Annotated in this window: 20 protein-coding genes; 7 read left to right on the top strand and 13 right to left on the bottom strand. The window is 60.6% G+C overall.

Going from position 1 to position 22598, the window contains the following annotated elements:
• Nucleotides 1-9 precede the first annotated feature (9 nt).
• The 6 genes from cysN to gatC form a co-directional block, all read right to left on the bottom strand.
• Nucleotides 10-1671 carry a sulfate adenylyltransferase subunit CysN gene (gene cysN / locus J3364_RS06110; RefSeq protein WP_349557497.1) on the bottom strand — a complete coding sequence of 554 codons (1662 nt, stop codon included), beginning with the start codon at nt 1669-1671 and terminating at the stop codon, nt 10-12.
• A 41-nt stretch (nt 1672-1712) separates the two neighbouring features.
• On the bottom strand, nt 1713-2660 hold the full coding sequence (gene cysD / locus J3364_RS06105) for a sulfate adenylyltransferase subunit CysD (RefSeq protein ID WP_349557831.1): 948 nt from the start codon (nt 2658-2660) through the stop codon (nt 1713-1715).
• A gap of 224 nt (nt 2661-2884) precedes the next feature.
• Nucleotides 2885-3274: a PilZ domain-containing protein gene (locus J3364_RS06100; RefSeq protein WP_236012113.1), complete on the bottom strand. Its 390-nt coding sequence runs from the start codon at nt 3272-3274 to the stop codon at nt 2885-2887.
• Between the two features lie 255 nt (nt 3275-3529).
• On the bottom strand, nt 3530-4981 hold the full coding sequence (gene gatB, locus J3364_RS06095; RefSeq protein ID WP_349557496.1) for an Asp-tRNA(Asn)/Glu-tRNA(Gln) amidotransferase subunit GatB: 1452 nt from the start codon (nt 4979-4981) through the stop codon (nt 3530-3532).
• Between the two features lie 23 nt (nt 4982-5004).
• Complete coding sequence (gene gatA, locus J3364_RS06090) at nt 5005-6453, bottom strand: Asp-tRNA(Asn)/Glu-tRNA(Gln) amidotransferase subunit GatA (RefSeq protein ID WP_349557495.1); 1449 nt, start codon at nt 6451-6453, stop codon at nt 5005-5007.
• A gap of 53 nt (nt 6454-6506) precedes the next feature.
• Entirely contained in the window at nt 6507-6794 is a 288-nt protein-coding gene (gene gatC / locus J3364_RS06085) for an Asp-tRNA(Asn)/Glu-tRNA(Gln) amidotransferase subunit GatC (RefSeq protein ID WP_203141721.1), read from the bottom strand.
• A gap of 295 nt (nt 6795-7089) precedes the next feature.
• On the opposite strand from gatC, the gene J3364_RS06080 reads away from it, so the two are divergent.
• From J3364_RS06080 to J3364_RS06050, 7 genes are all read left to right on the top strand, one after another.
• A complete protein-coding gene (locus J3364_RS06080) occupies nt 7090-8133 on the top strand; it encodes a rod shape-determining protein (protein WP_004581576.1) in 1044 nt (347 codons plus the stop codon).
• A 159-nt stretch (nt 8134-8292) separates the two neighbouring features.
• The gene (mreC, locus tag J3364_RS06075) at nt 8293-9165 is read left to right on the top strand and encodes a rod shape-determining protein MreC (protein WP_502882486.1); all 873 of its coding nucleotides are present in this window, start codon (nt 8293-8295) and stop codon (nt 9163-9165) included.
• Nucleotides 9162-9641: a rod shape-determining protein MreD gene (mreD, locus tag J3364_RS06070; RefSeq protein ID WP_123632569.1), complete on the top strand. Its 480-nt coding sequence runs from the start codon at nt 9162-9164 to the stop codon at nt 9639-9641. The genes mreC and mreD overlap by 4 nt, the downstream gene beginning before the upstream one ends.
• 12 nt (nt 9642-9653) lie before the next feature.
• A complete protein-coding gene (locus J3364_RS06065) occupies nt 9654-10271 on the top strand; it encodes a Maf family protein (RefSeq protein ID WP_349557494.1) in 618 nt (205 codons plus the stop codon).
• A complete protein-coding gene (gene rng, locus J3364_RS06060; protein WP_123632567.1) occupies nt 10268-11746 on the top strand; it encodes a ribonuclease G in 1479 nt (492 codons plus the stop codon). The genes J3364_RS06065 and rng overlap by 4 nt, the downstream gene beginning before the upstream one ends.
• Nucleotides 11747-11816: 70 nt before the next feature.
• Complete coding sequence (locus J3364_RS06055) at nt 11817-15701, top strand: YhdP family protein (RefSeq protein WP_349557493.1); 3885 nt, start codon at nt 11817-11819, stop codon at nt 15699-15701.
• 102 nt (nt 15702-15803) lie between these two features.
• Nucleotides 15804-16637, top strand: coding sequence for a carbon-nitrogen hydrolase family protein (locus J3364_RS06050; RefSeq protein WP_349557492.1), 834 nt, complete (start codon nt 15804-15806; stop codon nt 16635-16637).
• 22 nt (nt 16638-16659) lie between these two features.
• On the opposite strand, the gene yjgA is transcribed toward J3364_RS06050, so the two are convergent.
• The 7 genes from yjgA to J3364_RS06015 form a co-directional block, all read right to left on the bottom strand.
• Nucleotides 16660-17187 (bottom strand): ribosome biogenesis factor YjgA, encoded by a 528-nt coding sequence (gene yjgA, locus J3364_RS06045; protein ID WP_349557491.1) that lies wholly within the window; start codon nt 17185-17187, stop codon nt 16660-16662.
• A gap of 40 nt (nt 17188-17227) precedes the next feature.
• Entirely contained in the window at nt 17228-18589 is a 1362-nt protein-coding gene (gene mgtE / locus J3364_RS06040; RefSeq protein WP_349557490.1) for a magnesium transporter, read from the bottom strand.
• A gap of 303 nt (nt 18590-18892) precedes the next feature.
• Nucleotides 18893-19162: an HPr family phosphocarrier protein gene (locus J3364_RS06035; RefSeq protein ID WP_349557489.1), complete on the bottom strand. Its 270-nt coding sequence runs from the start codon at nt 19160-19162 to the stop codon at nt 18893-18895.
• Nucleotides 19159-20049, bottom strand: a complete 891-nt coding sequence (rapZ, locus tag J3364_RS06030; protein WP_349557488.1) for an RNase adapter RapZ — start codon at nt 20047-20049, stop codon at nt 19159-19161. Before rapZ ends, J3364_RS06035 begins: the two co-directional genes overlap by 4 nt.
• 28 nt (nt 20050-20077) lie before the next feature.
• On the bottom strand, nt 20078-20545 hold the full coding sequence (gene ptsN / locus J3364_RS06025; RefSeq protein WP_123632560.1) for a PTS IIA-like nitrogen regulatory protein PtsN: 468 nt from the start codon (nt 20543-20545) through the stop codon (nt 20078-20080).
• Between the two features lie 28 nt (nt 20546-20573).
• Nucleotides 20574-20882: a ribosome hibernation promoting factor gene (gene hpf / locus J3364_RS06020; RefSeq protein ID WP_123632559.1), complete on the bottom strand. Its 309-nt coding sequence runs from the start codon at nt 20880-20882 to the stop codon at nt 20574-20576.
• Nucleotides 20883-20990: 108 nt separating this feature from the next.
• Nucleotides 20991-22514, bottom strand: a complete 1524-nt coding sequence (locus tag J3364_RS06015) for an RNA polymerase factor sigma-54 (protein WP_349557487.1) — start codon at nt 22512-22514, stop codon at nt 20991-20993.
• Between the last annotated feature and the right edge of the window lie 84 nt (nt 22515-22598).

Here is a 22598-nt window from a genome sequence, read left to right as displayed (position 1 = left end):
GAGAGCTTATCAGATCCGCTGCTTGCTGATCAGCTCCTGAACCAGTTTGTCGGCCGTTGCGGCGATGTCGCTCTCGGCGTCGGCCGATGCGCCTACCGCGGCAATGTCGTCGCCAATGTTGACGGCAACGGCAATCAGGCCGTGTGCGGTGAGGACCTGCGCGCCCCGACGACGATCATCGGCGTTGCCTGCATTGTCTTCCGTCAGCACGACACTGGTTTTGCCCAGGTCGAACAGTTTGCGCTCGATGGCTCGTGCCAGTTCCGGCGCCTGGCTGCCGGTGCAGCCGATGATCAGCGGCTTCTGGGACAGGCGACGCTCGCGTTCCTCGGCAGTCACCGGCTGCAGGGCGTCTTCGCTGGACCTGGACAGTCCGCTGATCATGCCCGCACCAATGGTGACGTTGGTCAGGCGGTCGATGATGATGAACGCGCCCGTCGCGCGGTTGCGCGGATACGGATCGAACGCCACCGGTTGGCTCAGGGTGACTTCGCACAGGCCAATTTCGTTCAGTTCCAGGTTGTCGCGGTCGCTGTCCTTGTCGAGCGTGTTGACATCGATCTGATGATGCACGGACGTGACCGAGCCGGACGTAAAGTTCGGTCCCAGCTTGATGTCATACAAGCGGTTTTGGGCCATCGGCTGGTCGATCATCCACACGATGTGGGCGTCGAACTTGTTGCTGACCAGCGGTTCGTCTCCCGGCTTGACCAGCATGTCGCCACGGCTGACGTCGATCTCGTCTTCCAGGGTCAGGGTCACAGCCTGATCAATGTAGGCGCTGTCCAGGTTGCCGTCGAAGGTGACGATTTCCTTGACCTTGCTGGTGCGACGTGAGGGCAGGGCCATGATGTCGTCGCCCGGGCGAATCACGCCGGAGGCGATGGTGCCGCTGAATCCGCGGAAGTTCAGGTTGGGCCGGTTGACGTACTGCACCGGGAACCGGAAGTGCTCCATGTTCTTGTCGCGGGAGACTTCCACGGTTTCCAAGATTTCCATCAGCGGCTGACCGGTGAACCAGGGAGTGTTTTCGCTACGGTTGACGACATTGTCGCCTTCCAGCGCGGAAATCGGCACGAATCGGATGTCCTGCAAACCCAGCTTTTCGGCAAACTCGAGGTAGTCTTTCTTGATCTCCTCGAACCGCTCTTCGCTGAAGTCCACCAGGTCCATCTTGTTGATGGCGACCACGATGTGCTTGATGCCCTGCAGGGACGCGATGAACGAGTGGCGACGCGTCTGGGTGAGTACCCCGTGACGGGCGTCGATCATCACCACGGCCAGCTGCGCGGTGGAGGCGCCAGTCGCCATGTTCCGGGTGTACTGCTCGTGGCCTGGAGTGTCGGCGATGATGAACTTGCGCTTGTCCGTAGAGAAATAACGGTAGGCCACATCAATCGTGATGCCTTGCTCCCGCTCTGCCTGCAGACCATCCACCAGCAGGGCCAGGTCCAGTTTTTCCCCGGTGGTGCCCAGCTTGGCGCTGTCTGCCTTGAGGCTGGCCATATGATCTTCGTAGATCATCTTGGTGTCGTGGAGCAGGCGGCCGATCAGGGTGCTTTTACCGTCATCCACACTGCCGCAGGTCAGCAGGCGCAGCAGTTCTTTCTCTTCATGCTGTTTCAGGTACGCGTGAATATCTTCAGCGATCAATTCAGACTGGTGTGACATGATTCTTTTCCCGTAGATGCTGTCTGTCTGGCGGTGCCGGTTTAGAAGTAACCTTCGCGTTTCTTCTGCTCCATGGAGCCCGCGGAATCGTGGTCGATCACGCGGCCCTGGCGTTCGGAGCTCTTCGCCAGCAGCATTTCCTGGATGATGTCGGTCAGGGTGTCGGCCTTGGACTCGATGGCGCCGGTCAGCGGGTAGCACCCCAGGGTCCGGAAGCGAACCGATTTCATCATCGGTTTCTCACCATCTTTCAGCGGCATGCGGTCGTCGTCCACCATGATCAGGGTGCCGTCGCGCTCGACGACGGGGCGTTCGGCGGCGTAGTACAGCGGAACAAGCTCGATGTTTTCGAGATAGATGTACTGCCAGATATCCAGCTCAGTCCAGTTGGACAGCGGGAAAACCCGGATGCTTTCACCCTTGTTGATCTTGCCGTTGTAGATGTTCCACAGCTCGGGACGCTGGTTCTTGGGATCCCAGCGATGGTACTCGTCCCGGAACGAGTAGACCCGCTCCTTGGCGCGGGATTTTTCCTCGTCGCGACGAGCGCCCCCGAAGGCGGCATCGAACTTGTACTTGTTCAAAGCCTGCTTCAGGGACTGGGTTTTCATCACGTCGGTGTGCTTGGCACTGCCGTGGGTGAACGGACCGATGCCGGCATCAACGCCTTCCTGGTTGATGTGGACGATCAGATCCAGATCGTACTTTTTAGCCTGCTCGTCCCGGAACTTGATCATTTCCTTGAACTTCCAGGTCGTGTCTACGTGCATCAGCTTGAACGGGATCTTGCCCGGATAGAACGCCTTGCGTGCAAGGTGCAGCATCACTGAGGAGTCTTTGCCGATGGAGTAGAGCATGACCGGGTTATCGAATTCAGCGGCCACTTCCCGAATGATGTGGATGCTTTCAGCTTCCAGTTGCTTGAGATGCGTCAGGTTATAGGTGGTCATGATCCAGTTACCGGTTGCATGAGATGCCTTTGATGATATGCGATTCGGAACGTCATCCGATGACAGCGGGTCAGGTTCCCGTTTTTCGCTGGAACAGGCGCGCTGTGTGGGCCGGGTATTCCAGGAGCGGATGTGTCCAATCTTGGAGCGAAACTATACCAGAGTTGAGGTCGCTATAAGAAGGCGAGGGACTATAGTTTAGAGATATAACAATATGCCCGTTGGCGAGCTGTCATCCCGGCAAAAGCAATGGCGGAACCGAATCAGTCGTCGGCCAGTTTGCGGCTGACAAACTGGTCCACGTAGTCGTGCCCGTTGCCTTCAAAATGACTGAATTGCAGGCCCAGGTGGAACAGCTTGCGGGAGATCCGGCGCAGGTGCACCACATGGCAGCGGGCGGCCACGTTCACGGATTGAACGGTGACGACCGGGACGGAGAAGTGGACGTCCAGGGCCACGGGATCCTTGGGGGCAATGGTTCGGCGGTCGCTGATCAGGGCATCAATCCGGTCGCTTTCACACTCGACCATCATGCCGGCCCGGGACAGGTTGGCCGTTTGGCAGGTCAGGCTGTTGCCTTCCTCATTGGTGACGGTGACGGACAGCCGGGTTGAGATGCGTTGCTGTTGTCTCAGGTTTGGTTTGCCACCCATGGTTTTTAGCCCGCCAAGTGTAGACGGAAATGGATCTAGTGCACTGCCCATAATGCGCTCTGAATTCCGGATCGACGTGCGGACCGATCTCAGTCGTCTTTGCATGTCGTCTTATTTTACAAATCGTCGCTAACAGCCTGAAAGCATAGACCCGTCTGCAAAATTGGGCAAGAAGTGTGTCGTGAACGCCGTCGCATTTGAGGGTGGGCAGAGGCCGTAATGACGAAGGCCCGCCCGATTGGGCAGGCCTTCGGCTCATCCTTCCAGCTTCTTCTGCAGGATTTCGTTGAGCAGCTTGGGGTTGCCCTGGCCTTTAGAGGCCTTCATCAACGGGCCCATGAACCCGCCCATCAGCTTCTTGCGCTTCTTGGGATCGTCTTCGGCGCGATACTGTTCGATCTGGTCGCCCATGTCGGCCAGCACGCTGTCCACCAACTTTTCCAGTTCTCCGGTATCGGACACCTGCTTCAGGCCTTCCCGATCGATGATGGTGTCGACGTCGGCCTCATCGCCGTTCCAGAGCGCTTCGAAAACCTTCTTGGCGCCGGATGAGGACAGGGTGTTGTCGGCAATGCGCTGTACCAGCGCGCCCAGGCGTTCGGCGGATACCGGGCTTTGCTTGATATTCAGCTCGGCAGCATTGAGCCGCGCGCTGAGCTCACCCAGAATCCAGTTGGCGGCCAGCTTGGCGTCGCCGCCCGTCTTGACCGTTGCCTCGAAGTAATCGGCCGTCGCGGCGTTGTTACTCAGCAGGCCTGCATCGTAGTCGGAAAGGCCGTAGTCCGCCTTGAAACGAGCTTCCTTGGCGTCCGGCAGTTCCGGCATGGCCGCTCGGAGGCTGTCGATGAAGGCTTCATCGATCTCGACCGGCAGCAGGTCGGGGCAGGGGAAGTAACGATAGTCGTTGGCTTCTTCCTTGGTCCGCATGGAGCGGCTTTCGTTCCGGTCGCCATTAAAGAGCCGGGTTTCCTGGACGATCTCGCCGCCGTCTTCGAGGATATCGATCTGGCGTTCGACTTCGTGATGGATCGCGGCTTCCATGAACCGGAACGAGTTCAGGTTTTTGGTCTCCGTACGGGTGCCCAGTTGATCGGTGCCCTGCGGTCGAATCGAGACGTTCACGTCGAAGCGCATCGAGCCCTGGGACATATCGCCGTCGCAAATGCCCAGCGAGGTCACCAGGCCATGCAGTTTGCGGGCGAAAGCGACAGCCTCTTCGGCAGAGCGCATATCCGGCTCGGTGACGATCTCGATCAGCGGTGTGCCCGCCCGGTTGAGGTCGATGCCGGTCATGCCGTGGAAATCCTCGTGGAGGGACTTGCCGGCGTCCTCTTCCAGGTGCGCGTGGTGGATGCGAACCCGCTTCTCGGCGCCGTTTTCCAGACGGATGTCCACGTGGCCCGGTCCCACGATAGGCTGTGCCAGCTGAGTGGTCTGGTAGCCTTTGGGCAGGTCCGGGTAGAAGTAGTTTTTCCGTTCGAACACGGAGCGGCGGTTGATCTCTGCGTCGATGGCCAGGCCGAACATGGCGGCATAGCGGAACGCCTGTTCGTTGGCGACCGGCAGGGTGCCGGGCATCGCCAGGTCAACGGCGCTGGCCTGGGTGTTGGGCGCCGCGCCATAAGCGGTGCTGGTGCCGGAGAAGATTTTGGTCTGGGTGGCGAGCTGAACGTGGATTTCCAGCCCGATCACAACTTCCCATTGCATGATGTGTCGTCCTTCCTTCTGGTTCAGCCCGCAGGCGTCAGGGTGTGCCAGTCAGTGGCTTGCTGGAACTGATGGGCGGCGTTGAGCAGGCGAGCCTCATCGAAGTAGTTGCCGATCAGTTGCAGGCCTACCGGCAATCCATCGATCTGGCCGGCCGGCACCGACATGGCCGGCACGCCAGCCAGGTTGATGGCGATGGTGTAGATGTCTTCCAGGTACATCTTGACCGGATCATCGGTCTTCGAGCCAATGCCAAAGGCCGGGGTTGGCGCCGCCGGGCCCATGATGATGTCGACGGATTTGAAGGCCTCAACGAAGTCCTGCTGGATCAGTCGGCGGACTTTCTGCGCCTTCAGGTAATAGGCGTCATAGTAGCCGGCAGACAAGGCATAGGTGCCGACGAGGATCCGGCGCTTGACCTCTTCCCCGAAGCCCTCGGCGCGGGTGCGGGTGTAGAGGTCCATCAGGTCCTTGGGGGCCTCGCAGCGGTACCCGTAGCGCACGCCGTCAAAGCGCGACAGATTGGCGGAGGCTTCGGCCGGCGCAATGATGTAGTAGGCGGCGATTGCCAGGTGTGTGTTGGGCAGCGAGATTTCCTGCACTGTGGCGCCCAGCTTTTCGTATTCGGCGATGGCGGCGCGCACCTGCCCGGCCATCTTGTCGTCCAGCTGCTCCGTGAAGTATTCCTTCGGCAGACCGACTTTCAGGCCCTTGAGCGGCTCGTTCAGGTTTGCCGTGTAGTCTGGCACCGGACGATCGATGCAAGTGGAGTCCTTGGGATCGAAGCCGGCCATCACGTTCAACATCAGGGCGTTGTCTTCGGCCGTGCGGGCCATGGTGCCGCCCTGGTCCAGGCTGGAAGCGAAAGCGATCATGCCGTAGCGGGAAACGCGGCCGTAGGTCGGTTTGAGGCCAGTGATGCCGCACATGGCCGCCGGCTGGCGGATGGACCCGCCGGTATCGGTGCCGGTCGCCGCGGGCACGAGTCGCGCTGCAACAGCCGCTGCAGAGCCGCCGGAAGAGCCGCCCGGAACCAGATTGTCACCCCAGGGGTTTACCGTGGCGCCGTAGTAGCTGCTTTCGGTGGAGGAGCCCATGGCGAACTCGTCCATGTTGGTCTTGCCCAGGCACACGGCGCCCGCGTCGCGGAAGCGCGCGGTCACGGTGGCGTCGTAAGGCGGAACAAAGTTCTCCAGCATGCGCGAGCCACAGGTGGTGCGAACGCCGTCAGTGCAGAAGATGTCCTTGTGGGCAAAGGGAATACCGGTCCAGGGCGTGGCTTCGCCCCGGGCGCGACGTTCGTCGGCTGCCCTGGCGTCTTTCAACGCTTCGTCTTCGGTGACCGTAATAAAGCTGTTGTAGCGGGTATCGTCCTGGCGGATCCGTTCGAGGAAGTGCCGGGTCAGTTCGACGCTGGAAACGGTGCCCTGCTCAAGGTCGCGGGCCAGTTCAGCAACAGTTTTGTCGTGCATAAAAAGTGTCCGTAACAGTCTGAGTCGTCATTCGGCTGGCAATGGGCGGCGCATCACTCGATCACGCGGGGCACCAGGTACAGGCCGTCCTCGGTTGCCGGGGCAATGCGCTGGAAGGCGTCGCGCTGGTCGTGTTCGGTGACTTCATCCGCGCGCAGTCGCTGGGTGGCGTCCAGCGGGTGAGCCAACGGTTCGACCGACGAGGTGTCGGCGGACTGAAGCTGGTCCACCAGATTCAGGATGTTGCCCACGTCCTTCTCCAGGGCGCCGACCTGGTTGTCTTCCAGGCGGATGCGTGCCAGCAGGGCGACTTTTTCAATCTCCTCGCGGGATATGGCCACGTAACGTCTCCACTTAACGGTGAACTTATGGATGCTGAACCGGTCCAGGGACTCTGGTTGCGCGCCCCGGTCTAATTCAGGCATTTGTTTAATGGCGCAGTATGGTAACAGATTGCGGCGCGTTCGGGAGGCGGTGAGCGGCAGATTCCGGTGATGCGACAGGCCGTGGGGAGCAAGCAGTAATCCAGATATGACGCTGCTTCCGGCCTGTTATGAGCCTTGCCTGTATACCGGCCCACTGCTAAAGTTGCCGCATTCATTTCGCGACTGTTTGTCTCAGGTTGAAAATACGCTAATGCTCATCAAGAAAATTCGTGGTCTTTTTTCCAGTGATTTATCCATCGATCTGGGGACGGCCAACACCCTTATTTATGTCCGTGACCGCGGTATTGTCCTGAACGAACCGTCTGTAGTGGCGATTCGCACCAATAATGCCCAGAAGATGGTTGCTGCCGTTGGTGGCGAGGCCAAGCGCATGCTGGGCCGTACACCGGGCAACATTACCGCCATCCGACCGTTGAAAGATGGCGTGATTGCCGACTTCGTGGTCACCGAAAAAATGCTGCAGCACTTTATCCACAAAGTGCACGAAAACAGCTTTATCACACCGAGCCCACGAGTTCTGGTCTGTGTGCCGAGCAAATCGACCCAGGTGGAGCGTAAGGCCATTCGCGAATCTGCCATGGGCGCCGGCGCACGAGAAGTGTTCCTGATTGAGGAGCCGATGGCCGCGGCCATCGGCGCCGGCCTGCCGGTGGAAGAGGCCAGCGGTTCCATGATTGTCGACATCGGCGGCGGCACCACGGAAATTGCCATCATCTCCCTGAACGGCATCGTGTATGCCGAATCCGTTCGGGTGGGTGGTGATAAGTTCGACGAAGCGATTGTCACCTACGTGCGCCGCAACTACGGCAGCCTGATTGGTGATTCCACCGCCGAGCGGATCAAGCACGAGATCGGGTGCGCCTATGAAGGTGTCGAGATCCGTGAGATCGACGTGCGCGGACGCAATCTGGCCGAGGGCGTGCCCCGAGCCTTTACCCTGAACAGCGAAGAAATCCTGGAAGCCCTGCAGGAGTCCCTGGCGCAGATCGTTCAGACCGTGAAAAGTGCGCTGGAACAGTCTCCGCCGGAACTGGCGTCGGATATTGCCGAGCGTGGTATCGTCCTCACCGGTGGCGGCGCTCTGTTGCGCGGCCTGGATAAGCTCCTGAGCGAAGAGACCGGCCTGCCGGTGATTGTCGCCGAAGATCCGTTGACCTGCGTGGCACGGGGTGGCGGCAAGGCGCTTGAGGTCATCGACCGGGGCGGCATTGGCATGTTTTCACACGAAGGCTGATACAGCCTTCGCGAGCAGAAATTAGCGATGCGATGAGGCATCGCCTCTGGCCGCCGCTGTCGATTCGTCGCAGCGGCGGTTGTCGTTTTAAGCGGGGAGAATTGAGCTATCAAGACGCTGTTTGCAAGGGGGCCCATCCCGGGATTCCGGTTGTTGCTGGTGGTCGTTCTGTCGCTGGTGCTTGTGGTTCTGGATTCCCGCTTCGGGCGGGTCGACGAGCTGCGAAGCTGGCTCAGTTCTGCTTTGACGCCGGTGGTATGGCTGGGCCACGTTCCCGACAGTCTCTCGGACTGGGGGGCTGATGTTTTCACCAGTCGGGATGACCTGATCGAGGAAAACGAATCCCTGCGTGCCCGCCTGCTGGTACTCGAACGGCGCTCCATCAAGTATGCGTCCCTGGCTGCAGACAACATTGAACTGCGCAGTCTCAACGGCGTGGCCACACAGCTGGACGAGCGGGTTGTGGTGGCCGACGTCATTGGCGTCTCTCCCGATCCCTTCTCCCATGAACTGATCATCAACAAGGGATCCCGCGACGGGGTCACCGAAGGTCAGGCTATCCTGGATGCCAATGGCCTGATGGGGCAGGTTATCCAGACCAGCCGCTTTACGTCCCGGGTGCTGTTGGTGTCTGACAGCAGCCATGCGGTGCCCGTGGAAGTCCTGCGCAGCGGCGTCAGGGCGATCCTGCTGGGCACCGGAAATCCCGACACACTCGATCTGGTGCATGTCCCCGACACGGCGGATATCCGCGAGGGCGATGAGCTGGTCAGCTCCGGCCTGGGCGGTCGTTTCCCGAAAGGGTACCCGGTCGCCACAGTCACTCGTATCCACAGCGAGCCCGGCGAGCCCTTTGCCGATATTCAGGCCGAACCCAAAGCCAAGCTGAATCAGAGTGACTTGGTGTTGGTGGTGTTTCAGCCGCAAGTGCGCCGTGGCGACGACGACTGCCCCCCGGGTGAGGTTGACTGCGCACAGGCGGCCGCCGAAGCGGAATCCGGAAGTGCTTCAGACAGTGAGGGGAGCGAATGAGTCTATCCGTCATCAGTTACCCCGTGTTTGCGATCAGTGTCCTGATCTCCCTGGTCCTGAGCATTTCCCTGTTTCCGGTGGACTGGCTGGTCTATCGCCCCGAATGGTTGGGGTTGATGGTGTTTTACTGGACATTCCGGGCCCCCAGCCGGTTTGGTGTGCTGGTGGCGTGGGTGCTGGGGCTGTTCCTGGACGTGCTTGAGGCCAGCACACTCGGGATCAATGCCCTTGCCATGGCGTTGGTGGCGTTTCTGGTGCTGACCACGCATCAGCGGCTGCGCATGTTCCCGATGCCACAGCAGTGTCTGATGGTGTTTCTGCTGCTGGGCATCAACCAGATGTTCGTGCACTTCGTGAATCAATTGTTGGGCGCCGACAATCCGGGTTTCACCTATTTGCTGCCGGCAGTGACCAGCACCCTCGTATGGCCGTTTGTCTGTGGCATTCTTGATCGACTGAATCTGAAGCTGGCATAGCGCGAGGACATCATGAGTACGACGCGGCCCGTTATTCTGGCATCTGCATCACCCCGCCGCCGGGAACTGCTGGCGCAGATCGGACTCTCATTTTCGGTATGCCCGGTGGATATCGATGAAACCTGCCTTCCCGGCGAGCGCCCCGAGCATTACGTGGAGCGCCTGGCCCGGGAAAAGGCCGAGGCGGGTCTGGCCCAGGCCGAAGATTCTGCCAGTCTGGTCATTGGTTCGGACACCACAGTGGCCTGCGAAGACCGGATCATGGGCAAGCCGACCAATGCGGCCGAGGCGGCGGACATGCTCCGCCATCTTTCCGGTCGCACGCACAAGGTGATGACCGCAGTGGCGCTGGCGGGCGAGTTTGGCTGCTACGCCCGGCTGGCCGTGACAGAGGTCCGCTTCAGGGCGTTGAGCGACGAAGAAATTCATGCCTACTGGCAGACCGGTGAGCCCCGGGACAAAGCCGGAGGCTACGGTATTCAGGGCAGGGGAGCCGTTTTCGTTGACGGCCTATGGGGTAGCTACAGCGCCGTAGTCGGCCTGCCCCTGCAGGAAACTGCGGAATTGTTTGCAGAAGCAGGGCAGCCGGTCTGGAAGACCTGGCTGCCGTCGGCGGAGAAGTCGGTATGAGTGAGGAAATCCTGATCAACGTGACGCCGGTCGAGACCCGGGTGGCCCTGGTCGAGAACGGCATGTTGCAGGAAACCTATATTGAGCGCACCAGCCGCAAAGGGATCGTTGGCAACATCTACAAAGGCAAGGTGGTCCGGGTCCTGCCCGGGATGGAAGCCGCGTTTGTCGATATTGGCCTGGAGCGGGCCGCTTTTATCCACGCTTCCGACGTTCTGGTGGTGGGCAACGGTGAGGAGTCCGCTTCCGACACGCCCAAGGCGGTGCCGGACATCCGCTCGCTGCTGCGTGAAGGGCAGTCGTTGGTGGTCCAGGTCACCAAGGACCCGATCGGCACCAAAGGCGCGCGTCTGACCACGCAGCTGTCGATTCCCTCCCGTTATCTGGTGTTCATGCCAGAAGTCCAGCACGTCGGCATTTCCCAGCGGATTGAAGACGACACCGAGCGCGAGCGCCTGCGTAGTCTGGTCCAGGAAGGCGCGGAAGCGCTGGAGGCCAGTGGCGGCTACATTATCCGGACGGCTGCAGAAGGTGCCTCCCGCGACGATCTTCTGGGGGACATGACCTACCTGCACCGCCTGCACCAGTCGGTTGTGGAGCGCAACGCCACCGGTAAAGCGCCGTCGGTCATCTATCAGGACCTGCCGCTGTTTATTCGTACCATCCGGGATCTGGTGCGCCCGCAGACCGAAAAAGTGCGCATCGACTCCCGGGAGAGCTACCAGCGGGTCATGGAGTTCGTGGAGGAGTTTGTCACCGAGTTCTCCGACAAGGTGGAGTACTATCCGGGCGAGCGGCCGATTTTCGATCTGTACAGCGTTGAGGATGAAATCCAGAAAGCCCTGAGCCGCAAGGTGCAGCTCAAGTCCGGCGGCTACGTGATCATCGATCAGACCGAGGCGATGACGACGATCGATATCAATACCGGCGCCTTTGTGGGGCACCGTAATCTCGAAGAGACTATTTTCAAGACCAACCTGGAGGCGGCCCGCGCAATCAGCCGACAGCTGCGGCTGCGCAACCTGGGTGGGATCATCATCATCGATTTCATCGACATGGAAGACACCGAGCACCAGCGCCAGGTCCACCGGATGCTGGAGAAAATGCTCGAGCGGGACCACGCCAAGACCAAGATCACCGGTGTATCGGAGCTGGGCTTGGTGGAAATGACCCGTAAGCGGACCACCGAAAGCCTGGGGCAGGTGCTGTGCGAATCCTGCCCGATCTGTGACGGGCGTGGCTTCCTGAAAACCCCCGAAACGGTCTGCTATGAGGTGTTCCGCGAGATCATGCGGGTCAACCGGGCCTATGAGGCTGAAAGCTATCTGGTCATGGCCTCCCAGTCCGTGGTTGATCGCCTGCTGGACGAGGAATCCGATAACGTCGCGGATCTGGAAACGTTCATTGGCAAGAGCATTCGCTTCCAGGTCGAACCCTTTTACAGTCAGGAACAGTACGATGTGGTCCTGCTGTAACGTGAATCGCCGTCGCTGCTACCTCCCGACGGCGTTTACCCCGGTTCAGGACTAGGCCGGCGGGCATTGCATGGACGTATCTGACCCGAAAGCCCGTCGCCGGGAAACGCCTCCCGACACCTCCCTGCCATTGCGCTGGCTGATCCGCCTGGCCAATCTGGTCTGGATGGCCGTGTTGGCGATTCTGATCGTCATTGCGCTCTATGTGGTGATCGGCCGGCAGCTGATGCACGCCGTCGATCGCTATCAGGCGCAGATCGAAGCGGTGCTTTCGGAGCGCCTGGGCCAGCCGGTGCATATCGATCAGTTGCATGGGCAATGGAAGGGCATGGATCCGGTGCTGGATCTTTCGGGCATGGAGATCCGCGATCCGGAACAACCGGAGAAGGTCATTGCCCGGGTCGAGCGTGTGGACATCCGGCTCGATTCGGTGGCTTCGCTGGTGCGACAGCGCCTGGTCTTCAATGACCTGGTCGCCAGCGGCATGGACCTGACGCTCGCGCAGAGCCCTTCAGGGGCCATCACCATCGAGGGGCTGACACTGCCCCAGGCCGACGCCTCTGACGCGGCGGGAGACGAATCCGGGCCCCGAGCCTGGATCAATCGCCTGGGCGAGGTGCTGTCCGATCCTTCGGTCCAGCTCAATCAGGTGCACCTGGGCCTCAAGGTGCCTGACGAACCGCGTCGGACGTTCTTCATTCCACAAGTGGACCTGCGCTATTGGCGTGGCACCTTCAGTGCTTCCGGCCGTGCGATGCAGCCTGGCTCCACGACCCAGTTGGCCCGTTTCTATCTTGAGGGTGAGCACTTCTTCCGTGGCGATTTCGACGGCACGCTGTTTGTCGATGTGGATTCCGGTCGCCTGTTTGATGCCTTCCTGCAGCGTTATCAGTGGCAGAACCGTTTGATCGACAGCGTGGATGCCGGTGGTCAGGCGTGGCTGCGCTTCGCCGGTGGTGAGCTGGAGCGAGTCAATGCCCGCCTGTCGGTGCCGCACGTGCAGATTCGGGCCGACGGCGAGACTCAGGCGCCGGTTGAATCGGTCCAGGCCCAGGTGGGCTGGCAGCGAACGGGGGATGACCGCTGGCGTCTGGATGTTCAGGGCCTGGGCTGGGACTGGGCCGGGCAATCGGCGCGTAACATCGATCTGCGCATCATCCGCGATGACGGCTGGAGCGTGGTCGCTTCAAAAGCCCCGCTGGGCATGCTGTCCGGCATGGCACAAGCCATCGCACCCCTGGATGACGAGTTGCGCAACGCGCTGGCGCACTACCAACCCGGTGGCGAGTTGCAAGACCTGACACTCCGGGTGCCGGAAACGGCTGATGATTTCCAACTGACGGGGCAATTGACGGGCGTGTCCGTGCAGGCCTTCGATGGCGCGCCGGGCGTGCAGGGATTGAATGGCCGTCTGACCCTGTCCCGCTCGGCCGGTCAGGTGTCCGTGGACACGGACGACGTGACGCTGGGATTCCCGCAGGAATTCATGAACGCTTGGTCACTGGCGCATCTCCGGACCCAGGTTCACTGGCAGATTGATGGCCCCCGCAAACGCATTTGGTCCGACCGTATTGATATCCAGTATCAAGGCAAGACGCGACTTGCCGGCGCTTTCGATCTGAAGCTGCAGGAGCCCGGCGAGGATACGCTCTCGATGCGAGTTGAAGCATGGGATGCAACGGCGCCGATGTTGGCGGATTTCGTGCCGGGCAAGGTCGTGGATCCCGGTTTCTACGACTGGATCACCAGCGCTGTTGAAAGCGCAGACATTGACCACGGTGTCTTTTACGGTCACGGGCAGGTGAACAAGGGGTCACCGCCGGGCAGTTTCACTACCAGCCAGCAGTATCAGTTTACCAACGCCCGAATCCAGTACGACGAGCGCTGGCCTGTTGTCACGGGCGCGTCTGGGCAAGTGGTGGTTCAGGGGGCAAAAGCCCGTATCCGGGTGGACCAGGGCACAACCGGAGGCCTGACCCTCGAACCAACAACGGTTCATGTGGACGGCGATGCCGAGCCGGCAATGTTGCAGGTCCATACGGCGGCGCCTTTCAAGGGGGAGCAGGTGGCCGACTGGCTGGACCAGTCGCCGCTGGGTGAGTTCGCCGGTTCCGCCGCCACGTCGCTGAGTATCGGTGGCCAGTATCATCTGGATCTCGATCTGGATATCGGGCTGGCCGACGATGCGAAGACCCACGTCAAAGCGGATCTGAAAGCAGAAGAAGGTCGCATTGCCTACAACGACTCGTCAGCAGTTTGGGAGCAGTTGAACGGCATCGTGCACTACGATTCTGAAACCGGTTTTTCCGGCAAGCCGCTGTCCGCCCGCTTCCTGGGCAGTCCTGTTGAACTGTCCCTGGCGCGGGATGGGGCCGACGCGCCGCTGAAACTGACCCAGACCGGGCGCATGAACCTGGATGACCTTGCGACCCGTTTTGGGATCGGCAACCTGCCAGGGATTGAAGGGCGTGCCGGCTATCGGGCGGAAATGGGGGTGTCTTCGGCGGGGGCGTCGTCTCTGAGACTGACGTCATCGCTCTCGAACGTTACGATCGATTGGCCGGAACCTTTGCACAAGGCCATGGGCCAGCCGGTTCCCCTCAGTATGGTGATCAGCTGGGGCGATGATGGGGGCCTGATGCTGTCCGGTCACTGGTCGGATCGACTGGCTTTCCGTTTGCGTTGGCTGGATCAGGTGTTTGATCGAGGGCGGATTGAGTTGGGTGCCCAGTCCACGTCGGTGTCCGGTGCCACGGGACTGGAGATTACCGGCCACCTGGCTCAACTGGATGCAGAGATTTGGCAAGATGCCCTGGAGAGCCACAACCTGGGTTCGGCGGGGTCCAGCTCCGGGTCGGGCAAGCAATGGCTGAATCGGGTGGTGTTGTCGGTCGACCGCCTGCAGGCCGCCGGGCAATCGTTCAGCAAGGCGCAGGTGACGGCGATCCCGGATACTAAGGGATGGCGCGTTACGTTCGGCGGCCCTGACCTTGCCGGCCAGTTGCGGCTGCCGTCCGGGAATGATCCCCTGAGCGTGGATCTGGATCACATTGTTCTGGCGACCGGGGAGGACGACGGCGACGTGGATCAGGCGCCGGTGTCGTTTGCCGAACGCGGCGTCGGGCAGTGGTCCGATGTGGACGTCACCATCGACAGCGTGCAAGTCGACGGTCGGGATTACGGCCAGTGGTCGTTCCTGCTGAGACCGGCTGCCCGGGCCCTGAAAGTCGACAAGATCAAGGGGCAGGTCGGCAGTTTGGCGTTTGACGGCAACCTGATCTGGACAGCGGGAGAGAACGGCGAACAGACCCAGATCAATGGTGTGCTGGCCGGTAAAAACCTGGCGGACATCAGTCCCTGGATTGAGGGCAGTGTTCCGCTGCGCAGTAACAAGACCCGCGTGGAAATCGATCTGGGCTGGGATGGGCCGCCAGAAGCGGGCTCGCTGGAAACGGTCAAAGGAACGTTGGGGTTCCGTATCGATGACGGTGTGATTCTCGAGCGCAGTAACACCGCCCAGATTTTCCGAGTGTTTGGCATTCTCAACTCGGACACCCTGCTGCGCCGTCTGAAACTCGATTTTTCGGATCTTTACGAGGCGGGCGTGGCGTTTGATGCCATATCCGGAACGGCGCGCCTGGCGTCGGGAACGCTGAACTGGGATCCGGAGCTGCAGATCGTCGGTCCATCGGGGGCTTTCAAGCTCACAGGCTCCGCGGATCTGGTGAAGGAAATGCTGGATATGCGGTTGGTAGTGGTGTTGCCGCTGACCCAGAACCTGCCGTTGGCCGCGATCCTGATGGGGGCCTCCGCGCCGATCGGCGGTGCGCTGTTCGTCCTGGACAAGGTGCTGGGCGATCCACTGAGCCGCCTGACCAGCGCGACTTATTCCGTCACCGGTTCGTGGGACGATCCCAAGGTGGAACTGCGCAACGTGTTCGATACCGGGAAGTGACAGAAGCTTGACGACCCCCGGGGTTTCACGGTTTATTCAGGGCAGGTTGATCGTCGTCGTTGATGAGACGTCGACATGGAAAACGCCTCAGGAGGCAGCGCTATGACTCAAGAAAACCGCGTCGCGGTATTGCAGATGGTCAGTGGGCACGATCTCGACCAGAACCTGGCGGATACCCGGGAGCTTCTGCAGCAGGCCAGCGACAAGGGGGCCCGGATTGCCGTGTTGCCGGAAAACTTTGCGGTGCTGAGTACCCGTCAGATGATGGAGCGGGGCCTGCTGGAGCGCGACGCGTCCGGACCGATCCGTTCTTTTCTCGCCGAACAGGCCCGGCGCCTGGGCATCTGGATTGTTGGTGGTTCCCTGCCGATTGCCGCGCGCCCGGATGGAACCGAGCTGGACAGCCGCGTGCGCGCGGCCTGTGTGGTGTTCAACGATCAGGGCGAAGAAGTGGCCCGTTACGACAAGATCCACCTCTTCGATGCGCAGGTAGAGGATGCCCAGGGCAGCTATCGCGAATCCGATACATTCGAGCCCGGCGAGGCCGTTGTGGTGGTGGATACGCCGGTCGGCAAATTAGGGCTGGCCATCTGCTATGACTTGCGCTTCCCGGAGCTGTTCCGACAGTTGCGGGGCAAGGGCGCCGAGTGGGTGACCTTGCCCAGCGCCTTTACCTACCAGACCGGATTGGCTCATTGGCACCCATTGGTGCGGGCCCGCGCGATCGAGAACCAGTTCTGGATGGTGGCGGCCGGACAGGGCGGTGAGCACGATGCCAAGCGGCGGACCTACGGGCATTCCATGGTGGTGGACCCTTGGGGTGCTGTGGTCACCGAGCTCAGTGAGGGGATGACTCTGACGACCGCTGATCTGGACCCGAGTAAGCTCTCACTGACCCGGGGCCGCATGCCGGTGTGGTCTCACCGGCGACTGTAGCAGCAAAGTAACCGGGCGACACTCAGGCGCCCGGTGTTTCCTGCTGATCCACACACTCACGCAGGTAACGAAACAACTTCCGGGCATGGCCGGTATTCTTGTCTTTCTGCGCGTCCCGGCGAGCATTGCGGGCGAGATTGCGCAAGTGCTGGATATCGGCTTCCGGGCAGTAGCCGAGAAACTCGCCTACCGCCGAATCCCCTTCTGACACCATGCGGTCGCGCCAGCGTTCCGCCAGGTGATGGCGACGGGTATGTTCCGCACTGCCGGTATCGAACGCTTCGATGGCCCGGATAACCTCCTCCAGCTGATCCTCCTGACGCATCACCTTGCCGATATACTGCAGATGGCGACGCCGGGCTTCGTGCTGGCGAATACGCTTGGATTCCTCAATCGCGGCCCTTAATCGGTCACTGATGGGGAGGGGGTCGACTTGATCAGGCGTCAGTTCCAGCAGGCGTTTGCCGATGTCCTGTAGCGCATGCATCTCGCGCTTGAGTTCGGACTTGCTCTTGTAGTCCTCGTCGTCCTGGTAGTCGTCGTCGATCATGGTCTTTTCCGGGTTGTTGCAGATCGCCCTGGCGAAGCCATCAGGCGTATATCACGGTGGCCAGTCCCAGGAAGGACAGGAAACCCACCACGTCGGTTACGGTTGTCAGGATCACGCCACCGGCCAGGGCCGGGTCGATGTTCCTTGATTTGAGAAACAGGGGCAACAAGGTGCCGGCCAGCGCTGCCGCGATCAGGTTGATGATTAGCGCCGCGGCAATGATAACGCCGATCATCGGATCCTGGAACCAGATCGTGGCCGCGATCGACACCACGACGGCCCAGAGGAGGCCATTGAGCACGCCGGCCATGAATTCCCGATTCAGCAGCCAGCGCACGTTGGCGCCGCTGATCTGGCCCACCGCCATGCCCCGGATCACGAGAGTCAGCGTCTGGCTGCCGGCAATCCCGCCCATGCTGGCCACGATGGGCATCAGGACCGCCAGGGCCACCACTTTGGCAATGGTACCCTCGAACATGCCGATCACAGAGGATGCAATAAACGCCGTAATCAGGTTGATGCCCAGCCAGACGGCCCGGCGTTTGGTGGTCTTCATGATCGGCGCGAAGGTATCTTCGTCCTCGTCCAGACCGGCCATGCTCATCAGCGAGTGGTCAGCGTCTTCACGAATAACGTCGACCACGTCATCGATGGTGATCCGGCCCAGAAGCTTGCCTTCTTCGCTGACCACCGGTGAGGAGATCAGGTCGTAGCGTTCGAACAGGGTGGCGACCTGGGTGTCGGACAGGTTGACGGGAATCGGCTCGATGTCGGTGTCCATCACTTCCCGCACGGTGGCGCTGGGGCTTGAGACCAGCATCTTGGTAATCGGCATGACGCCAATGTATTCGTCGCGGCGGTTAACCACGATCAGGCTGTCGGTCATCGGCGGCAGGGAGCGGTGGCGGCGAAGATAGCGCAACACCACGTCGATGCTGAGATCCGGACGCACCGTGATGGTGTCCGTATTCATCAGGCCGCCGGCGGTGTCTTCCGGGTAAGCGAGGACTTCCTCCACCCGTTGGCGATCCTGGTCGTCCATGGTGTCGAGGACTTCCTGGATCACCGTGTCCGGCAGCTGCTGCAGCAAGTCGGCCAGGTCGTCCGACTCGAAGTCTTCGATGATGGACGCCAGTTCCTGGGCATTCAGCTTGCTCAGGAAGTAGCTTCGGATGTCGTCGCTGAGGTACTGGAGAACTTCCCCTTCCAGGCTCTTGTCGACCAGGTTCCAGAGCAGGGCGCGTTGGCGTGGCGGAGAGGATTCCAGCAGGTGAGCAATATCGCTGGGGCTCAGGCCACCGTTGAGGATGCGCGCGACCTGCTGCAGGGCACCGCTGTCCAGCGCTTCGCCCAGGGTGCGGAGGCGCTGCCGGGCCTGGCTGTTTTCGACTGCGTCTGACATGACTTACCCATGAATCCGGATCAGGACGGTCGGCGCGTCCTGCGGCTGATTCTCTGGCGGGCAATCCGGGGACTGCTGCGCCATCCTGTCTCGTTCTGTGGGATTCCTGGATAAGTCCTGAAATGTCTCGTCACCGAGCCGAGCGTAAGTGGTCGGCCATGATCACCCTGAGGCGCTCCAGGACTTATTCAGAAGTTCCTAAGTATAGCGGACTTACGTTGCAGACGTGAGAATTCAGTGTAGGTGAATTCCACCGGCTTTGGGGCACGCCGAGAGGGGCCGCGCAGCGACATTCGCGAACCCCTATTCGCCTTCACCGAAGTAATCGTTGATCAGCGCGACCAAGGCGTCCCGGGCCGCCTGCTCGTCGGGCCCGTCCAGCACCAGCTCGATTTCGGTGCCGCAGCTGGCGGCCAGCATCATGACGGACATGATGCTCTTGCCGTCTACCTCTCGGCCCTCCTTTGCAATCAGCACCTGGCTGTCGAAATCCGACGCCGTGCCGACCAGCTTGGCCGCCGCCCGGGCATGCAGTCCGAGCTTGTTGATGATGGTGATCGGCTGGCGAATCATGACGGATCGTCAGTCGACGCTGGGTGAAGGTGCGGCAGCTCGGTGTGGCGAACCTGGACATTGGTGTACTTCTGGTTGAAGTAGCGGCCCAGTTGATCGCACATGTAAACCGAGCGGTGCTGGCCACCGGTACAGCCAATGGAGATGGTCATGTAGCTGCGATTGCTGGCCTGGAACGAGGGCAGCCAGGTTTCCAGGAAGCGGGTGAGGGTATCCAGCATCTCCCGGGTTTCCGGCTGGCTCTCCAGGAACGCCTGCACCTCTGGATCGACACCGGTGAATTTACGCAGGTTGGCGTCCCAGTAGGGGTTGGGCAGGCAGCGCACGTCGAACACGTAGTCGGAGTCGACCGGTACGCCGTGTTTGAAGCCGAAGGACTGGAACAGCAAGGCCAGTTCCTGTTCCCGGCGGCCGACGATACGCTGCTTGATCATGTCCCGTAGCTCGTACATCGACAGCTCGGTCGTGTCGATATACAGGTCGGCCAGCTGCGCCAGCGGCTCAAGCAGGTGTTTTTCGTCCGTGATCGCCTCGCGCAATGACGTTCGCCCATCGCTGAGTGGGTGTTTGCGTCGGGTGGCGTGGAAGCGCTGCAGCAGAGCCTGGTCGGTGGCATCGAGGAAGACGATTTCGACCTTCATGCCGCAGGTGGATAGGCGCTCGTGGATGGCCTCGAAATTGGCGATCTCATCGGACAGGTTGCGCGCGTCGATGCTCGCTGCAATGTTGCGCAACTTGTTTGGCGAGGCGTTGCCCGCCTCCTCGACCAAGGGAAACAACAGGCCGATGGGCAGGTTGTCGATGCAATAGTAGCCCAGGTCTTCCAGAACGTGCAGGGCCGTGCTCTTGCCAGAGCCGGAGCGCCCGCTGACTATAATCAGTTTCATGCCGTGCCTTCGCCGATCAGCAGATGATTCACTCTGATTGCGTCATGACCTCAAACAGCTGCGACGCATCCTCACAGCGTCGCAGACGCTCGCAGAAAGAGCGGTCATTGAACTTCTCGGCCAGCTGGCTGAGAAGCTCCAGGTGTTCACTGGTGGCTTCCTTGGGAACGATCAGGACGAACAGGAGATCGACCGGCTGGTTGTCGATGGCATCGAAAGCCACGCCTTCTTCCAGGGTCAGAAGGGCGCCGACCACCTGATGACAGCCTTCCAGCCGGCAATGGGGGATGGCAATACCCTGTCCGATCCCGGTGCTGCCGAGCCGCTCGCGGGACACCAGATTGTTGAAAATCTGGGTCTCGTCGAGTTCCGGATAGCGCCGGGCGACATTCTCGGCGATCAGTTCCAGGATGCGTTTCTTACTGGTTCCCGGCACACCACAGAGGGTGAGCTCGGGAACCAGGATGGATTGGATGGTTAGTGGACTTTCCGTCATGGATGGAATGCTTTCCCTTTATGAACCGCTAGCGGCTGGTCGCGCCGTGCATTCGATCGACCGTCTTTTCCTTGTGTTTCAGGATCTGGCGATCGAGCTTGTCTAGGAGTCCGTCAATGGCCGCGTACATATCTTCGTTTTCAGCCTTTGCATGAATTTCACCACCAATAACGTGCAGGGTTGCTTCGGCCGTCTGGCGGAGCTTCTGCACGGACAGGGTCACCTGACAATTGCTGATGTGGTCGAAATGGCGTTCGAGTTTTTCGAACTTTTCGGAAACATAGGTTTTCAGAGCGGGAGTCAATTCGACATGGTGACCTGACATATTGATTTGCATAGGCTTCTCCTATTGTCGACATGCCCGGATAACGTCTCCGTTTCCGGCGTTGAGCCCGTCGCGTGCGGCGGACGCTTGAAAATCCTGCTCTTCCGTTCCCTCCGGCGATTACACCAACCGCTTGCGCTCGTTGGAAGGCGGAATATGCATGGCTTCCCGATACTTGGCCACGGTACGTCGTGCGACCTGGATCCCCTGGTCACCCAGCAAAGCGGCAATCTTGCTGTCGCTGAGTGGCTTCTTGGGTGTTTCGGCGGCAACCAGTTTCTTGATCATGGCACGAATTGCCGTAGACGAACACTCGCCGCCTTCGTTCGTGCTGACATGACTTGAGAAGAAATACTTGAGCTCGAAGATGCCGCGCGGTGTGTGCATGTACTTCTGAGTGGTCACTCGCGAGATGGTGGATTCATGCATCCCGACGGCCTGGGCGATGTCTGACAGGATCAGCGGCTTCATCGCTTCTTCGCCCTGGTCGAGGAATCCCTGCTGATGCTCGACAATGCGTGTGGCGACCTTGAGCAGGGTTTCGTTACGGCTCTGCAGGCTTTTGATGAACCACTTGGCTTCCTGTAGCTGATCGCGCAAATAGGTGTTGTCGGCGCTGTTATCGGCCCGACGGATCAGGGCGGCGTAGCCGGCATTGACGCGAATGCGCGGTGCGATTTCCGGGTTCAGCTCCACGCGCCAGCGGCCCTTTATCTTGGACACCACCACATCGGGCACCACGTAGTCCGGTTCGGCGCGATCGAGTGAGTCGCCGGGGCGTGGATTCAGGGTCTGGATCAGCGCCAGCACGGATTTGAGCTGTTCTTCCGAGAGGCGGCTGCGGCGCAGCAGCTGGGCGTAGTCCCGGTTTCCCAGCAGGTTGATGTAGTGACTGACCACCAGTCGGGCCTGCGGCAACCAGGGGGTGTCCGGCGGCAGCTGGTTGAGCTGGATCAGCAGGCATTCCTGCAAATCACGGGCGAAGACGCCTGGCGGATCAAAATGTTGCAGTCGACGCAGGACCGCCTCGACCTCGTCCATTTCCAGCGGATCTTCGTCCGCCTCATCGACCAGGCCGGCGTGGATGTCGTCCAGGGACGTCACCAGATAGCCTCGCGGGTCCACCGAATCGAGCAGGGCATGGGCAATGGCACGGTCCCGATCGCCCATGGGCGTCAGGTTTAACTGCCAGAGGAGATGATCCTGCAGGGTTTCGGTGGGGGAGTTGCGGGATTCAAAATCGGTGTCGTCATCGTCTTCCCCGCGTGAGGCGGGAGCGGGTGCGGACTGGTAGATGTCGTCCCAGGCCGTGTCGACGGGCAGGTCGTCCGGAATGTCCTGGTTGGTTTCTGTGTTCCAGTCCGGTTCGTCAGCGGGCTCGTCCCAGCTGGTGTCTTCCTGCGACGCGTCGGAGTCGTTTTGCTCTTTGGAGCTGCTGTCGTCGGTATCGCCGTCGTTCTCGGCGGCGTCGTTACCGTCCTCCTCCTCGGAGGTCTCCAGCATGGGGTTGGATTCAAGCGCCTGCTGGATTTCCTGTTGCAGATCCAGCGTGGACAGTTGCAGCAGGCGAATGGCCTGTTGCAACTGGGGTGTCATGGTGAGCTGTTGACCCAGCTTCAGCTGAAGCGAAGCTTTCATTACCATCGATTTAGTCCCGTCACCCTATGCCTGTCGGCTGTACTTTTGTTGCCTGGTTTTCGCGGATCGCGCCACGCCCGGTATCGATAG

The organism is Marinobacter sp. NFXS9, assembly GCF_040148665.1.
Classification (GTDB): Bacteria; Pseudomonadota; Gammaproteobacteria; order Pseudomonadales; family Oleiphilaceae; genus Marinobacter_A; species Marinobacter_A mangrovi.
The sequence above is the reverse complement of the archived record's forward strand: the minus strand, read 5'-3'. Positions and strand labels throughout refer to the sequence as shown.